This is a genomic window from Cryobacterium sp. CG_9.6, from assembly GCF_029893365.1.
GTDB lineage: Bacteria > Actinomycetota > Actinomycetes > Actinomycetales > Microbacteriaceae > Cryobacterium.
Genome location: NZ_JARXUZ010000001.1, coordinates 263,870 through 279,596 on the forward strand (window position 1 = coordinate 263,870; position 15,727 = coordinate 279,596).

A 15,727-nucleotide genomic window follows, 5' to 3' on the forward strand; every position below is an offset into this window, starting at 1 on the left:
CATCGTGAGCGTGCTCGTGCCGGAGACGGTGCAGAAGACGGTGCTGACAGGTGCGCAGACAATCGCACCCCACGTGCGCCGCGCCGGTTCCCGGTATCGCTTCGGAGCGCCCGGCTGGCTGCTCGCTCTGGCGACAATCTGTGCCGCGGCCGCCACCATCCCGCTGGTCTACCTCGTGGTGCGCACGAGCGAGGCCGGCCTCGGTGAACTCGTCGACACCCTGCTGCGCGCCCGGGTGCTGCAGCTCACCCTCAACTCCGTTCTCCTCGCCGTGACCGTCACCGTGTCGTGCCTGATTCTCGGTACGGCCAGCGCGTGGGTGCTCACTCGCGTGCGGCTTGCCGGCGGCCGCACGCTGCTCCTTCTGGCCGCGCTCCCGCTCGCGGTGCCAAGTTATCTCGCGGCCTACGGCTGGCTGGTGTGGTTCCCCGGGCTGAACGGTTTCGGTGCAGCGTGGTTTGTGATGACGGCAGTGTGTACCCCCTACGTCACGTTGCCGGTCGCGGCGGCGCTCCGCGGCGCATCCGGTGATCTGCAAGCCGTAGCCCGCACTCTTGGACGCGGGCCGGTCAGCGCGTTCTGGGCGGCGACTTGGCCGCAGATTCGGCCGGCAGCCATCTCGGGCGCGCTGCTGGTGTGCCTGTACTCGCTCTCCGACTTTGGTCTTGTCGCCATGCTGCGTTTTCAGACGCTCACCTGGGGAATCAACGCGGCCTACGGTGCAAGCTTTGACCGCAACCAGGCAGCTCTGTTGGCGCTCGTTCTGGTGGTTCTGGCGCTTGTGGTGGTGGCGGGGGAGCGCAAGAGTCGTGGCCAGGTGGAGCGCGGCGGCGGACGCAGCACCCTTCCGGTTCTCGCTCCCGGGCGCTGGCGGACCCCCCTCGTGACGCTCGTTCTGCTGGCACCGCTTGCGGGTATCGCCGTGCCGATCCTGGGCCTGCTCAGTCGGTTGCTCGATGCCGCGACACTACGGGCCGTTGATGTGCCGCGATTGATGGAAGCCGTCGGGGCTACCCTCGCGTTGGCTCTGGGGGCCGCGCTGGTGGCGGCGTTGCTCGCGCTGCCCATTGCGGCCCTCGCTGCCCGTTACCGCGGACGCCTGGTGAGCGCGATCGAGGCCGTGGGTTTTCTGGGTCACGGTCTGCCGGGAATCGTCGTGGGCCTCGCGCTGGTTTTCTTTGCCCTCGCGGCCGTTCCGGCGCTGTATCAGACCTCGATCGTGCTGGTGTTTGCCTACGTGGTGCTTTTCATGCCCCGGGCCATTGGCAGTATGCGCAGCGGCATCGCGGCCGTGCCCGGCAGCCTCACCGACGTGTCCCGCATGCTCGGATATTCCCCGCTCGTCACGTGGTGGCGGGTCACGGCGAGGCTGGCACTGCCGGGTATCGGCGTGGGCGCTCTGCTTGTTGCCATCTCGGTCATGAAAGAATTGCCAGCAACACTGTTGCTGCGTCCCACCGGGGTTGCCACGCTTGCGACCGAACTCTGGAGCCGCACCGCGGTCTTCGAGTTTGGCGCTGCGGCGCCCTATGCCGCAGCTCTGGTGTTACTGGCCGCCGTTCCCACGGTGATTTTGTCAGGCATCCGTGGAGTGGCCAAGGAGGAATCGTAGTGGGCGTCACCATTGAAGGACTGCGTGTTGCCTACGGCGAAACGACTGTGCTCGACGGTGTTGACCTGTCGATTCCTCGCGGCAGTCTCGTGGCCGTGCTCGGGCCGAGCGGCTGCGGCAAGACCACCCTGCTGCGTGCGGTGGCCGGACTTCTCCCGGCGCTGGGTGGATCCATTAGTGTGGCGGGTCGGCTCGTGTCGTCGCCGACCGTGCAGGTAGCCCCGGAGAAGCGCGGCATGGGCTGGGTACCGCAGGACGCCTCACTGTTTCCGCACCTCACCGTGGGTGAAAACATCGGCTTCGGCCTGCCGAAGGGCTCGCGTGGCACCCGTTCGGCACGGGCCGAGCGTATTCGCGCGCTCGCCGAACTCGTGGGTTTGACCGAACAGGTGGACCGCGCTCCCTCGCAGCTGTCCGGCGGGCAGGCGCAGCGCGTGTCGCTCGCGCGTGCGCTGGCCGCCCGCCCCGATCTGATGCTGCTCGACGAGCCGTTCGCCGCCCTCGATCCGCTGCTCCGAGCGGAACTGCGCGCCGAGGTGGCCGCCCTGCTCCACCAGCAGCAGAGCACGAGCCTGCTCGTGACGCATGATCAGGAAGAGGCTCTCTCGCTCGCGGACTATGTGGCGGTCATGCGTGGCGGTCGCATCCTGCAGTTCGGCACGCCCGGTGACGTGTACGAGCGACCCGTCGACCCGTGGGTTGCTGCGTTCGTGGGCGACACGGTGGAGCTCGACGGCCGCTGGGTCGCTGGCGCAGACGGTAACCAGGTTGATTGTGCTCTCGGGCGCATCGACTGCACCTGGATGGGCACTGTCCCCATCGACGGCGATGCGGTGCGCATCATGCTCCGCCCGGAGTGGTTGTGCTTTGGCCAGGAGGGAACTTCCGCCCTCGCCACGTCGATTGCCTACGCGGGCCACGATGCGCTCGTTACCTGCACGCTCGCCGAGGGCACCACCGTGCGAGCTCGAATCGCCGCGCCCGAACTGCCGCAGCGCGGCGCTCGCGTTTCCATCGGTGTGCGCCAACAGGCCCTCGCCTACCCGCTCGGCTGACTCCCCGGCGCCAAACGCACCTTCCCGGGCTCCGGGAGGGTGCGAACGCCGCCGGGCGGCCGGTCCCTGGCGCCAATGACACCTTCCCGGGCTCCACGAAGGTGCGAAGGCCGCCGGCGAGTGGGGGCGGCAGGCGCAGAGAGCAGATGTCAGCGCGCGCCGACCACCATCCAGCGCGCCGACCGGGCGCGCAGCCCGAGCGTGACCGCGCGAGCACCCAGGTAACCGAGGGCGAACGCGGCCATCAGCAGGGCCAGGCCGGTGGATCCGTTCGGCGCCCAGACCAGTACGGCGAGGGCCAGGGGAACGAACGCGGCGAGGTTTACCAGACCGGTCAGGGCGAGGTACCGCGCGTCTCCGGCACCGATCAGCACCCCGTCGAGCACGAAGACCACTCCGCCGAGCGGCACCGAGAGCCCGAGGATCACCAGGGTGGCCGGCAGCAGGTCGGTGACCGCCGGGGAGTTCGTAAACAGATGCCCAAGCACGCCACTGGACGCGATCACGACAACGGCGAGTCCCGCTCCACCCAGTACGCCCCACTCGAGGCAGCGGCGCAGTACGGCTCGCACCGACGCCACGTCCCCGGCCCCCAGGCCACGGCCTACCAGCGCCTGCGCGGCAATGGCCAGGGCGTCGAGGGTGAAGGCAAGCGTGGCGAAGAGGGTCATGGCGATCTGAAAGGCGGCGAGTTCGGGCGAGCCGAGCTGCGCCGCCACGAAGACTGCCAGCAGCATCGCCGCCCGCAGGCTCAGCGTGCGCACGAACAGCCAGCCACCGCTGCGCGCACCGAGCAGCAGCCCCGCGCGGTGGGGGCGCAGCGGTGCGTTTTCGCGGCGGGCGTGGCGCACGACCACCGTGAGATACACCAGCACCATGCCCCACTGGGCGACGACCGTGCCCACCGCGGAGCCGGCGATCCCCCAGCCGAGCAGGTAGATGAAGACGTAGTTGAGCACAATGTTCACCCCGAAGCCGATTCCCGCTACGAAGAGCGGCGTGCGGGTGTCTTGCAGTCCGCGCAGCAACCCGGTCGCGGCAAAGACCAGCAGCATGGCCGGTAAGCCGAACATGGAGATGCCGAGGTAGGTGGCGGCATCCGCTGTCACGGACGCTTCGGCCCCAAACGCGCCGACCAGCGCCGGCGTTGCGGCGCGTCCCACCACGGCGAGCACGATACCCAGGCCCAGGGCGAGCCAGAGTCCGTCGATGCCCACGCTCACCGCCCGGCGGGTGTCGCCGGCACCCAGCCAGCGCGCTACGGCGGGGGTGGTGCTGTAGGCGAGAAAAACCATGAGGCCAATGATCGTCTGCAGCACGGCGCTGGCGAGTCCGAGGCCGGCCAGGGGTGTGGTGCCCAGGTGACCCACCATGGCGGAATCGGCCAGCAGGAAGAGTGGCTCGGCGATAAGCGCCCCGAGGGCGGGTACGGCGAGGCGCAGAATGTCGCGGTCAATGGCCTGAGGCCTGAAAAGTCTGATGATCTTGACTCTAGTTCGCTGCTGACCCGCACCAAAACGGCTGAGCGAGCGTACTCTCAGCGCTATGAACGCTGTCATTGCGGCGCAGGGTCTTCAGAAGAGGTTCGGGCATGTGGAGGCCCTCACCGACCTGGACCTTGAGGTGACCGAGGGCGAGATCCATGGGTTCCTCGGCCCCAATGGTGCGGGTAAGTCCACGACGATCCGCATTCTGCTGGGTCTCGTGCGGGCCACCGCGGGTACAGCGACAGTGCTCGGTCGCAATCCATGGACGGATGCCGCGGGCATCCACCAACGCATGGGGTACGTACCGGGGGATGTGAGCGTGTGGCCGAGCCTGTCCGGTGGCGAAACCATTGACGTGCTCTGTCGCCTGCGCGGCGTGCGGCCCGGTGCGAATGCCGCCCGCCGGCAACACCTGATCGACGTTTTTCAACTTGATCCCACCAAGAAGGGACGCACGTATTCCACGGGCAATCGGCAGAAGGTGGCGCTCATTGCCGCTCTCGCAGCCCCGGCCGACCTGCTGATTCTCGACGAACCCACCGCCGGGCTGGATCCACTGATGGAGGCTGTGTTTCGTCAGGAAGTGCAGGCCGCAAGCGAGAATGGGGTGACCGTGTTGCTGTCCAGTCACATCCTCTCGGAGGTCGAGCGGCTGTGCGATCGCGTCACCATCATTCGTCGGGGTGTCACGATCGAGACGGGATCCCTCGCGCAGTTGCGCCACCTCACCCGCACTCAGGTGAGTTTCTCCGCGTCCAGCCTCGGCCCGCTCACGGTTACCGCCTTTCAGAACCACATGCCGCGCGCCCATGATGTGACCCTCGACGCGGGGCGCATCACCTTCACAACCGACAGCGACCGTTTGCCCGACGTGCTCCCGATTTTGGCCACTCTGCGTGTGGAGGGACTCACCGTGGCGCCACCCTCTCTGGAGGAGCTTTTTCTCCGCCACTACCGCGACGACCCGGCCGTGCGAGAGCACCCGTGAACACCATCGGCACCCTTTGCTGGCTGCGCGCACGGCGTGACGGCGGGCACCTCACCGTGTGGATCACCGCGCTGGCCGTGCTCGTGTCGTTGAGTGTGCCGGCAGTGACGGTGAGCTTCGGAAGCACTGCCGACCGGGAGGCCCTCGTGCGTCTGGCGATCGGCGCGCCGAGTGTGCTGATGCTGCGTGGCATACCCCAGGGAGCAAATGTTGATGCTCTCCTTTTCTTTCAACTGTTCACGTTCCTGGCCGTGATGGTTGCCCTCATGAACACCTTTCTCGCCGTGCGGCACAGCCGGGCGGAGGAAGAGTCGGGGCGAGCCGACCTGGTGGGCGCAACATCGGCTGGTCGTCTGAAACCTCTGATCGCAACCGTGCTGCACGGGGTGGGCACGAATGTTCTGACGGGCACAGTGGTGGCGGGCGGCTTCGTGGCGGCCGGTCTCCAGGTGCGGGGAGCGCTCGTAAGCGGCCTGGCCCTCGGGGCGACCGGGTTGGTCTTTCTGGCCGTGGGTCTGCTGTCATCGCAGGTGATGCGCACCAGCCGCGGCGCCAACGGACTCGCCGCAGCCCTGGTGGGCGTGGCCTACGCGCTGCGCGCCGCAGGGGATGCTGCGGGCAGCATCAATCCCGACGGCCTCAGCATGACCAGTGCCTGGCCGAGCTGGCTCTCACCGATTGGCTGGGGTCAGCAGACGAGCGCCTTCACGGCAAACGACGCCACACCTCTACTGCTTGATCTGGCCCTGGCCGCGGTGCTGCTTGCCACCGTGGGGGCGCTGCAGTCGAGACGGGACCTCGGCGCCAGTCTCCTCTCCGGGCGGGCAGGCCGAGCACATGCCGCGGACTCTTTGCGCGGCTCGGCGAGTCTGATCTGGCGACTGCACTGGCCGGCGGTTGCCGGCTGGTGCGTGGTCGGCCTGGTCTTCGGGCTGCTGGCGGGCACGCTCGGAGAGACCGTTCGTGACCTCGTGCGGTCCAATGCAGATATGCTCGCTGCCCTCAGCAGCATTACCGACGGTCCAACACCCGCCGGCACGGTGAGCGACGGCACCATCGTTGATGTGTTTGTCGCCGCCATGTTCAGCATCGTGGGCGTGGTGGCGGCCGCCGCCGCCACCCAAACCATGATTCGGATGCGGCAGGACGAGGTGAATCGTACGGCCGAGCTGCTGCTGGCCACGGGGCTCACACGCATCCGCTGGCTGCTTGACTACGTGCTCGTGGGCGTCATCGCCAGTAGTGCTGTGCTCCTCGTGGCGGTGATCGGCGGAAGCGTGGGGCTCCTCCGGTCTCCCGGTCCAGCCGAACGACTCGGGAGTGTGCTCGCCGCGGGCGTTGCCCAGCTTCCCGCGGCCCTCCTCATTCTCACGATCGCGGCAGCCCTCTTCACCTATGTACCGCTGTGGTGCATGGGGCTCAGTTGGGCCGTTCTCGTGAGCTCCGTGTTTATTGGCCAATTCGGTGGCCTCCTCGGGTTGTCGGAGGCGATTCGTGCGCTCTCGCCATTCACCCACACGCCGCTCGTTGCCGTACCGGGCACCGACTGGAGCGGGGCGGGGGTGATGCTTGCGCTGGCCGTGGCCGTCGCCCTGCTCGCGAGTCTGGGAATGCGTCGCCGCGAGCTATCGACCTAACCTGCCAGATGCTCGAAGGGCACCCGGCGCCCAGCACACCGCAATAGGGTGGAGGTATGACTGATCAGGTGAGCGCATCCGGAATCGACCGTACTGAACTTGACCCGGAGACCCGGCCGCAAGACGATCTCTTTCGACACGTGAACGGAAAGTGGATCTCACGCAGCGAAATTCCCGCCGACAAGGCGCGCTGGGGTTCTTTCACGCTTCTGGCCGAAGAATCGGAGAAGGCGGTGCGTGACATCATTGTCGAGGCGCAGAGCGCTGAGACGGGCACGTTAGAGCGCAAATTTGGAGATCTCTTCACGAGTTTTCTCGACGAGGAGCGCATTGAGGCGCTGGGTGCCACACCTCTGGTGGCCGACCTCGCCACCGTCGACGCCATCACCTCCATCTCCGAGCTGCTCGCCGACCTCGGTCGGCTCGAGCGCGCGGGCGTGAGCGGTGCGTTCCACCTCTTTGTCGACAATGACCCGGGAGATCCCGAGCGGTACCGCGTGTTCATCGAGCAGGGTGGCCTCGGGCTCCCCGACGAGTCCTACTATCGCGAAGAGAAGTTTGCCTCCATTCGCGAGGCCTACGTGCCCTTCGTGGAGCGGATGTTTACCCTCGCGGGCCTCGACCAGGCCGCCGATCGTGCGCAGCGCGTGTTTGAGCTGGAGACCGAGCTTGCCGTTCACCACTGGAGCAAGGTGGAAACTCGCGACAGCGAGAAGACCTACAACCTGCGCACCTGGGGCCAGGTCTCGGCGCTCGCCGCGGGCGCCGACATCGACCTCTGGCTGGAAGGCATCGACGCCCCGGCCGGCACGCTGGATGAGGTTATTGTGCGCGAACCGAGCTTCATCGTGGGGCTTGCCGCCACCATGACCGAGGAACGCCTCGAAGCCTGGCAGGACTGGCTGCGTTGGCAGATCATCCGCTCGAGCGCCTCATATCTCTCCGGTGATTTCGTGGAGACCAGCTTTGACTTCTACGGCCGTACGCTGAGTGGCACGCCGCAACTGCGCGAGCGCTGGAAGCGCGGCGTCTCCCTCGTGGAGGGCGCGCTCGGCGAGGCAGTGGGCCGCATCTACGTGGATCGCCACTTCCAGCCCAGCGCCAAGGAAAGCATGGATGTGCTGGTGGAGCACCTCGTGGAGGCGTACCGCCAGAGCATCTCCACGCTGGAGTGGATGACCGAGGAGACGCGCGGTCGTGCCCTCGAGAAGCTCACGAAGTTCACCCCCAAGATCGGCTACCCGGTGAAGTGGCGCGACTACTCGAACCTCGAGATGACGCCCGACGACCTGATCCGCAATATTCGTGCCACCAACGAATTCGAGTTCCAGCGGGAACTGGGCAAGATCGGCAAGCCGCTCGACCGCGACGAGTGGTTCATGACGCCGCAGACCATCAACGCGTACTACAACCCTGGGTTCAACGAGATCGTGTTCCCCGCCGCCATTTTGCAGTTCCCATTCTTTGTAGCCGAGCGGGATGCCGCAGCAAACTACGGCGCCATCGGTGCGGTTATCGGTCACGAGATCGGTCACGGCTTTGATGATCAGGGTTCCAAGTACGACGGCGATGGGCGCCTCACCGACTGGTGGACCGAGGAAGACCGTGCCGCCTTCGAACAGCGCACGAGCTCACTCATCGCGCAGTATGACGGCCTCTTTCCGCTGCAGGTGCCCGAGCACCACGTGAACGGCGCCCTCACGATCGGTGAGAACATTGGCGACCTGGGTGGCCTGTCCATCGCCTGGAAGGCTTATCTTCTGTCCCTGGAGGGCGCGGAGCCGCCCGTCGTGGACGGCCTCACCGGCGCCGAGCGGTTCTTCTTCTCCTGGGCTCAGGCGTGGCAGATGAAGCTGCGCGATGCCGAGGCGATCCGTCTGCTCTCCATCGACCCGCACTCCCCGAACGAGTTCCGGTGCAACCAGATCGTGCGCAACCTGGAACCGTTCTACGCCGCCTTCGGCGTGACCGAAGCGGATGCGCTGTGGCTTGCCCCCGAGGAACGGGTCACGATCTGGTAGGTCACCCACTCGTGCGTTAGGGTATTTGCGGGGAATGCCCTTGCGAAGAGAGGCTCGTCGAGAGTGGTTATGGCAGTTCGGGATTCGGAGAAGCGCTCGAGGCACCTGGCCGAGAATCACGGCAAGCACCGCGGCTCTGAGGTGCCCGAAAACTTTTCCCGCGGATTCGAAGCGCTTGCCGGCCTGGCCGTGAGTGGTGTGCAGGTGTCGGCGCGGGCTACCGATCTCACCACTGGCCGGGTGCTGTTTTCGGTGGATGACCACGTGGTCATGCCCACGTCGCACATTGGCACCGTGCTGCTGCTCATCGAGGTGGCCGCCAAGCTGCGTGAGTCCGATTTTGACGCGTACACGATTCTGGACCGCACCGCCTCGGACTCCGTCTCGGGTGCCGGCATCTGGCAACATCTGCAGGCCCCGTCGCTGCCGATCGCCGACCTCGCGGCGCTCGTGGGGTCGACGAACGACAGCCTCGCCACGAACGTGCTCATTCGTGCGGTGGGCCTCGACGCGGTGCATGCTCGCACGGAGAAGTTGGGCCTAACGCGATCGGCTTTGCTCGATCGCGTCCGCGACACGCGTGGCCCCGACGATGCTCCCCAGCTGTCGGTTGGGAGCGCCAAGGAACTCACTTGGCTCTTCACCGCGCTCGCGCGGGGTGAGATCATTGACGCCGAAACCAGTGCGCGGGTGCTGAGCTGGCTCTCGCTCAACACGGATCTCACACTGGTTGCCGGCGCGTTTGGTCTCGACCCCTTCGCTCACCGTGAGGGAGACCACGGACTGCTGCTGGTGAACAAAACCGGAACGACAGTTGGTGTGCGGAGCGAAGTGGGAATTCTGCGTGGACCCCGCGCCGGTGTCACGTACGCCGTGGCGATGTCGTTCATGGACACGGCCCTACCCGTGCGTTTGGCCGTACACGAGGGCCTCCGCTCCATTGGCGTGGACCTGCTCGAGTACGTGCACTGACCCGCGTACATTGACCCGCGGTCATCCAGATGCGGCGGCACTCACTCCGGCATCACATTAACCTCAATCTCCACGGATTCGATGGGCTCGTCTTCCCAGGGGCGAACGAGGGTGAGTCTCAATCGCCCTGACCCGTCTGCGACGGCCTGAAATGTGAGGATTCGCCCGGCTGCAGCGCCGGGCAAGCCTCCGCGAAAGTGATCGAGTCGGTCGTCGTCGAGCCGTACATTGGTCGGTTCCGCAGCCACCTTCCAGAGGTATCCAGCACCCCCGATCTGGTTCAGGCGAATCTCGAGCGTGTCGCCAACCGGAAGGTCGACGACAGCGCCCGAGACCGGGTTATCCAGAATGCGATGGGCCACACTCACCACACGTACATCGTGTTGAGCGTGCCCGCCGGGTTCTCATCCACATACGGCGCGGACCCCACGGCTCGGGCGTGTGCCGAGAGCAGCGTGAGAGCCGTGGATCCGGTGTCGGTGAGGGGGTCCAGTCGCTTCCAACCGGCGGTCTGCAGAAACACCCACGCGTTGCGGTTGCTCTGCTCCGCCCAGAGCGCGGTGATCAGCTGGCCGCTGATCGCGACACGGGCCGCGTCCCGGGCAAAGAGTGAACCCGGAGGGCTCATATCGGGCTCGGTCGCGGGCGCAGCCTCCACCTCAATCTCGGCCACGTTCAGTGCGAACAGGTCGGCGAGGTCCTCGGCCGAGAGCTGCCGGGGCATCGTGTCGGTGGGTCGTGGCGCCGCTATGGGGGTGGAACGGTGGGAATTCGATCGGTCGTTGGTGATCGTCATGATCATGCTCCTTCGTGGTGTGGCGATCAATAGGTGTAGGTCTGGGTGACGACGCCGTCGTCGGAGAAGGCGTTGATATACGCGCTCTTCTCCTTGGCCGTGAGGAGGTCCGCGAACATGGCGAGGTGGGACGTTCCAGTGAGACCGCCAACGCGCAGCCAGCCGTTGTCCTGCACGTAGATCCAGCCATTGCGATCGTGCCCGGTGGCGTAGGCTCCCAGAACCTTCTTGCCCGCCGTCCAGGTGCGCAGGTGCACGCCGGTGACGCCCACGTTCGACCACGTGTCGATCCAGACCTCGCCGTACTTGATGTAGCCGAAGCCGTTCATGCCCCAGCTGGTTCCCCAGCTGTTCTTCACGATCCACGCGCCGAGGGTGTCGTCATAGCCGACAATAGCGACGCAGTGTCCGCCCTCCTGTACCCCCGAGACGTGCTGGTACACGCCCGAGTGGTAGCTGAAGAAGTCGGTGTAAACCACGAAACAGCCGGTGACCGGACCGTAGGTGGTGAGGTGATTTTTCAGCGACTGGATGTTGTTGGTCACGTCGGCTGTGGCCGTCGCCTTGCCGCGGTGCTGCTCCCAGGTGGAGGGTAAGGATCCGCCGTTGGAGTTACCGGGGGAGTATGCCCACTCCGACTCGTAGGTCACTCCGCGATTGACCGCGAAGGTCAGCGCGGGGATCGGCATCCACCCGGTGTTGCAGTCAACGCCTACGGTGGAGCCCCAGCCGTAGAACAGGTGCGCTTCCGACAGATCCACGTCGAGGGTGGGGGTGCCGCGGGTGAAGCGGGCTGTTCCTTCCAGCACCGCAACGGAGCCGAAGGCCACGCACGATCCACAGTTGAGCTGGTTGCGCACCCCCGAGACGTAGCTCACCCCGCCACGATCGTTCAGGTTGAACTGTGCGGGAAGACCCGCGGCGTCTCGGGCGTCGGCCTTCGCAACCTCTGCTCGAATCTTCTTGCCGCGCGAATTGAGCTTGTTCTGCTCCTCCTCATCGGGGAGCGGCACGCCGAGCAAGACCGCGCGCTGGCTCTTCGACAGGCGGGTGAGGGCATTTTCGCTCGCTTCCCAGGGGCTGTCTTCCTTGGTGAGTGCCGCTCTGACGGCATCCACATCAAACTTTTCTGACTCAGCCATTTTCGATCCCTTCCGCGACAGGCTGCCTGTAGCTGGGTTCGCACTCAGCCTCGGAGCATCCCATCACGGGGGCCGTTACCGGTGCGTTATCGGCCTGCCTGGAACGGGATCAGCTGGTGAGATAGTTTTCGAGCTGGGGGGTGCGGAGCATCGCCAGAGCGCGCTTCTCGAGCTGTCGCACCCGCTCGCGCGTGACTCCGTGAGTCGTGGCGAGCTGATCGAGTGTGCGGGGTTCCTCACCGTCCAGGCCGAAGCGCGCCTCCACGATAGAGCGCTCGCGCGCCGGCAGTGCGGCGAGAGCTCGAATGATGTCGTGCGTCTGCATGGACTGCACGGCGCACTCGTCGGGTTGCGGCAGATCGTCGTCCACAATCAGTTCAGAGATGACGCCCGAACCGTCACCCACCGGTGTCTGGAGGGACAGGGGTTCCAGATCGTAGCGAAGCAGCTTGGTAATTTCGTCGGTGTGGAGATTCGTGGCGATCGCAAGTTCTGCCGGAGCAGGAATGCGGTCAAGGGAGACTCGGAGTTCTTGCTGGGCGCGTTTGATGCGGCTGAGTTTTTCTGCCGTGTGCGCGGGGATGCGAATGATGCGCGCCTTGTTGTCGATGCCCCGATGAATGGCCTGTCGAATCCACCAGGTTGCATAGGTCGAAAACTTGTAGCCCGAGGTGAAGTCGTATTTCTCCACCGCTCTCACGAGGCCGATATTGCCGTCCTGAATGATGTCCATGATCGGTGTGCCGTGTCCGGCATAGGGCTTGGCAAGGCTCACGACCAGGCGCAGATTGCACTCAATGAAACGGTCGCGGGCCCGGTGCCCGTCCTGCACTAGCCAGGCCAAATCCCGCTCCGCGAGTCGATCCTGCGGATACCGAGACAATCGTGCGTCGGCGAAGAGCCCCACCTCGATTCGACGGGCCAGGTTCACCTCCTCCTCCGCGCTGAGGAGCACGCCGGTGCTGAGTCGCTGCAGGTACGCCCCAAACGCATCCGTTGCGGCGTAGTCGTTGCCCGACCCGGAGCGGGCCGTGAAGGCGGTCATGGTTTGAGTGTCGTCACTGGCCGTTCACCGAGCTAGGGCCTAAGGACCCGGTTCGTGGCGCCCCCGGCAGATTCCGGGTTTCGGCACGCCTTCCGCCACGGTTTCACTCACTCACTCGGCCAGGGCCAGGTCCGGCTCTGACGGGCGCAGCTCGGCCTGGAACTGCTGCACCTCGGCGAGGAGCCGGGTCTTCGACGTGTGTTCGACCAGGATGGAGATGTACTGCCGGATCGGCCGGCCCTCAAAAACCTCGTACTCGCTCGCCACCACGTACTCGATGCGTTCTCGGGCAATGCCAGGTAAGCGCAGAACAAGCTTTGCGACGACGTCCCGCACAATATGTCCTTCATTCATTGAAGTCATGTGAGAACGGTACCGTCGAAAGTTGGACTCCGAAAGTGCCCACCCCTTGGGCCGACAGCCCCCACTTCAGGGGTCACGGCAGTCGATGATCGCCACACCGTCGCTGACTGACTCGGTGAATGCCCGGTTGCGGCTCGAATCTAGGAGCACCGTTAGGCTGGGCCGACAGCCGGTTTCGAAGGGGTAACCACACATGAGCGCACGCAGAACAGTGGCCGGGGTCGATTCGTCGACGCAGAGTTGCAAGATTGTCACCGTGGATGCCGACACCGGTGAGCAGCTCACGCTGCGCAGCGCGCCGCATCCCGATGGCACGAGCATCGACCCGGCTAAGTGGTGGGACGCCTTTGTCGAAGCCGGCGGATCGGAGCTCGCGGGCGTTGCGGCGCTGGGCGTGAGCGCGCAGCAGCACGGCATGGTGGCCCTCGACGCCGCAGGCCAGCCGGTTCACGACGCCCTGCTCTGGAATGATGTGCGCAGTGCACCACAGGCCGCCGCGCTCACCGCGCAGTTTGGTGCCGAGATGTGGGCCACCGAGGTGGGGGTCGTCCCCGTTGCCTCGTTCACCATCACCAAGCTGGCCTGGCTGCGCGAAAACGCTCCGGAGCTCGCAGCGACGGTGGAGCAGGTGCTGCTGCCGCACGACTGGCTCACCTGGAACATTCTCGGGCGCCCGGAGCAGGCCACCACCGACCGCAGCGACGCCTCGGGCACCGGCTATTTCTCCGTGCACACCAACAGCTATCGCCCGGACCTTCTCGAAGCAGCCCTCGGCCACGAAGCGCGTGTTCCCCGGGTTCTCGGGGCGTCCGAGCGCGCCGGCGTCACGGCCGGTGGTGTCGTGGTGTCAGCTGGCGCCGGTGACAATGCGGCGGCGGCCCTGGGGCTGGGCATTGCTGAGGGCGACGTGGTGGTGTCCATCGGCACGAGCGGCACCGTTTTTGCCAGCACCGCGGCTCACATAGCGGATGCCTCCGGCTCGGTCGCCGGGTTCGCCGACGCCGCCGGGGGCCAGCTGCCCCTGATCGCCACGATCAATGGCGCCCGCACGCTGGTGGCCACGGCCCGAATGCTGGGAGTGGACATTGAGCGCTTCGGTACCCTCGCCCTGGCTGCGCCCGCGAATGCCGACGGACTGCTGATGCTGCCCTACCTCGACGGGGAACGCACTCCTAACCTGCCCGAGGCCACCGGCTCACTCACCGGCATGCGCCGGGCGAACATGACGCCCGAGAACCTGGCGCAGGCATCCGTTCTGGGACTCGTCTGCAGCCTCGCCGACGCGCTGGATCACCTGCGGGCCCAGGGTGTGGTCGTGCGGCAGGTGCTGCTGATCGGCGGCGGTTCGCAGTCGCCCGCCGTGCAGAAGATTGCAGCGGATGTCTTTGGCGTGCCGGTCGTGCTGCCTGCGCCCGGCGAATACGTGGCCCTGGGGGCCGCGCGCCAGGCCGCGTGGGCGCTCGACGGCGGCACCGAGTTTCCGAGCTGGGTACGAAAGATTGCCCGGGAATTCGAACCCGCCGCTGACCGGTCGTGGGCCACCGAGGTGCGGGCACGCTACGCCGAAAGTCGACGCGCCCTGTACGGCGTGTGACCGCGGATGGTTACGGGCGGCTGAGGAAGGTGTCTTCGGCCGCGTAGCGAAACCAGTCGCGCTCGCCGTGCCGGCCCGCGGTGTACGGGAACACGTGGCGCCAGGTGTCGCCGCGTTCCTGGGCGTGAGTCACGGCATCCGTTGCCCAGCGGATGTCGGCGGCGAGGCTGTCCACATAGCTGATCGCCGGTCGATACCCGAGTTGGTCCCGCGCGGCCGCCATGCTGAGCACCTCGGACTGCCCGCGATCCCACGGGCTTGCTCCCACCCCGTCACGGGGCGGCCCGGCAAAGGTGTGCACCTCGGCGTCGTGCTGCATCAGGGCAAAGATCAGTCGGGCCATCTCGGCGGGGGAGTGTGGCTGCTCATCCACCGCGTTCAGCACGCGGCGCCCCGGCTGTTCGGCGCACAGCCGCACGAGTTCGGCCACGTTGGCCGTGGCGGAGGTGCTGAGCGGCCGACCCCCATGGTCGGCCAGGAGCACGTTGTGGCGCCCATCAAAGACCCGCTTGATGAAAAACCACTCGCGCAGCTCGGTCGTGTGCGCACCATGAATGGCGCCCGGCCGCAGAATGCTCACCGGCAGATCCTCTACCGCGAGCAGCGCCTTCTCGAGCCGCACCTTGGCGGCCGGATAGCTCATGCCCGAGGCAGCGATCACCGGTGCATCCTCGGCGAGAGGTTCGGCGTCGGGCGCTCGCTCGTACAGCATGCCGGTGGAGATCACCACGAGGGAGCCCACATCGCCGGCGAGGCCCGCGAGCTGCGTGGCGTTGTCGGAATCGAAGGCGGCCGTGTCGAGCACCAGATCCCGGCCGCGCGCGGCAGCAAGGAGGGCTTCGGAGTCGGCATGATCCAAACGGATGCTGCGGCTGGCGCCCCGCAGATCGGCCGGTGCCTCGCCGCGGTGGGTGACGGTCACGTCCCACCCGGCTCGCGTCAATCTGGCCGCGGCTGCGACGCCGAGCTGACCGGTTCCTCCGATGATCAGTGCCGATGTGCCCATGAAACAACC

The 15,727-nt window shown here is 66.3% G+C and carries 14 protein-coding genes; 7 read left to right on the plus strand and 7 right to left on the minus strand.

Translation table 11 applies throughout. The annotated features are described in order from the left end of the window. Nucleotides 1-4 precede the first annotated feature (4 nt). Complete coding sequence (locus H4V99_RS01230; RefSeq protein WP_280674811.1) at nucleotides 5-1,612, plus strand: ABC transporter permease subunit; 1,608 nt, start codon at nucleotides 5-7, stop codon at nucleotides 1,610-1,612. Next, nucleotides 1,612-2,667: an ABC transporter ATP-binding protein gene (locus tag H4V99_RS01235; RefSeq protein WP_280674813.1), complete on the plus strand. Its 1,056-nt coding sequence runs from the start codon at nucleotides 1,612-1,614 to the stop codon at nucleotides 2,665-2,667. Before H4V99_RS01230 ends, H4V99_RS01235 begins: the two co-directional genes overlap by 1 nt. A gap of 149 nt (nucleotides 2,668-2,816) precedes the next feature. Here the strand turns inward: H4V99_RS01235 and H4V99_RS01240 are convergent, their stop codons facing one another. Further along, the gene (locus H4V99_RS01240; protein ID WP_280674815.1) at nucleotides 2,817-4,226 is read right to left on the minus strand and encodes an MATE family efflux transporter; all 1,410 of its coding nucleotides are present in this window, start codon (nucleotides 4,224-4,226) and stop codon (nucleotides 2,817-2,819) included. Here H4V99_RS01240 and H4V99_RS01245 point away from each other — a divergent pair. From H4V99_RS01245 to H4V99_RS01260, 4 genes are all read left to right on the plus strand, one after another. Further along, entirely contained in the window at nucleotides 4,213-5,142 is a 930-nt protein-coding gene (locus H4V99_RS01245) for an ABC transporter ATP-binding protein (RefSeq protein ID WP_280674817.1), read from the plus strand. The genes H4V99_RS01240 and H4V99_RS01245 overlap by 14 nt on opposite strands. Continuing rightward, entirely contained in the window at nucleotides 5,139-6,779 is a 1,641-nt protein-coding gene (locus H4V99_RS01250; RefSeq protein WP_280674819.1) for a hypothetical protein, read from the plus strand. Before H4V99_RS01245 ends, H4V99_RS01250 begins: the two co-directional genes overlap by 4 nt. Before the next feature lie 56 nt (nucleotides 6,780-6,835). Then, nucleotides 6,836-8,800, plus strand: coding sequence for a M13-type metalloendopeptidase (locus H4V99_RS01255; protein WP_280674821.1), 1,965 nt, complete (start codon nucleotides 6,836-6,838; stop codon nucleotides 8,798-8,800). A gap of 69 nt (nucleotides 8,801-8,869) precedes the next feature. Beyond that, entirely contained in the window at nucleotides 8,870-9,772 is a 903-nt protein-coding gene (locus tag H4V99_RS01260; RefSeq protein WP_280674823.1) for a class A beta-lactamase-related serine hydrolase, read from the plus strand. Nucleotides 9,773-9,813: 41 nt separating this feature from the next. On the opposite strand, the gene H4V99_RS01265 is transcribed toward H4V99_RS01260, so the two are convergent. The 5 genes from H4V99_RS01265 to H4V99_RS01285 form a co-directional block, all read right to left on the minus strand. Then, nucleotides 9,814-10,140: a protease inhibitor I42 family protein gene (locus H4V99_RS01265; RefSeq protein ID WP_280674825.1), complete on the minus strand. Its 327-nt coding sequence runs from the start codon at nucleotides 10,138-10,140 to the stop codon at nucleotides 9,814-9,816. Next, the gene (locus tag H4V99_RS01270; RefSeq protein WP_280674827.1) at nucleotides 10,137-10,568 is read right to left on the minus strand and encodes a hypothetical protein; all 432 of its coding nucleotides are present in this window, start codon (nucleotides 10,566-10,568) and stop codon (nucleotides 10,137-10,139) included. The genes H4V99_RS01265 and H4V99_RS01270 overlap by 4 nt, the downstream gene beginning before the upstream one ends. Nucleotides 10,569-10,594: 26 nt before the next feature. Beyond that, nucleotides 10,595-11,710 (minus strand): C1 family peptidase, encoded by a 1,116-nt coding sequence (locus tag H4V99_RS01275; RefSeq protein WP_280674829.1) that lies wholly within the window; start codon nucleotides 11,708-11,710, stop codon nucleotides 10,595-10,597. A 109-nt stretch (nucleotides 11,711-11,819) separates the two neighbouring features. Further along, nucleotides 11,820-12,755 carry a sigma-70 family RNA polymerase sigma factor gene (locus H4V99_RS01280; RefSeq protein WP_280674831.1) on the minus strand — a complete coding sequence of 312 codons (936 nt, stop codon included), beginning with the start codon at nucleotides 12,753-12,755 and terminating at the stop codon, nucleotides 11,820-11,822. A 111-nt stretch (nucleotides 12,756-12,866) separates the two neighbouring features. After that, entirely contained in the window at nucleotides 12,867-13,118 is a 252-nt protein-coding gene (locus H4V99_RS01285; RefSeq protein WP_280674833.1) for a hypothetical protein, read from the minus strand. 193 nt (nucleotides 13,119-13,311) lie between these two features. On the opposite strand from H4V99_RS01285, the gene xylB reads away from it, so the two are divergent. Beyond that, nucleotides 13,312-14,712, plus strand: coding sequence for a xylulokinase (xylB, locus tag H4V99_RS01290; RefSeq protein ID WP_280674835.1), 1,401 nt, complete (start codon nucleotides 13,312-13,314; stop codon nucleotides 14,710-14,712). Between the two features lie 10 nt (nucleotides 14,713-14,722). Here xylB and H4V99_RS01295 read toward each other — a convergent pair whose 3' ends face one another. Continuing rightward, the gene (locus H4V99_RS01295; protein WP_280674837.1) at nucleotides 14,723-15,718 is read right to left on the minus strand and encodes an NAD-dependent epimerase/dehydratase family protein; all 996 of its coding nucleotides are present in this window, start codon (nucleotides 15,716-15,718) and stop codon (nucleotides 14,723-14,725) included. Between the last annotated feature and the right edge of the window lie 9 nt (nucleotides 15,719-15,727).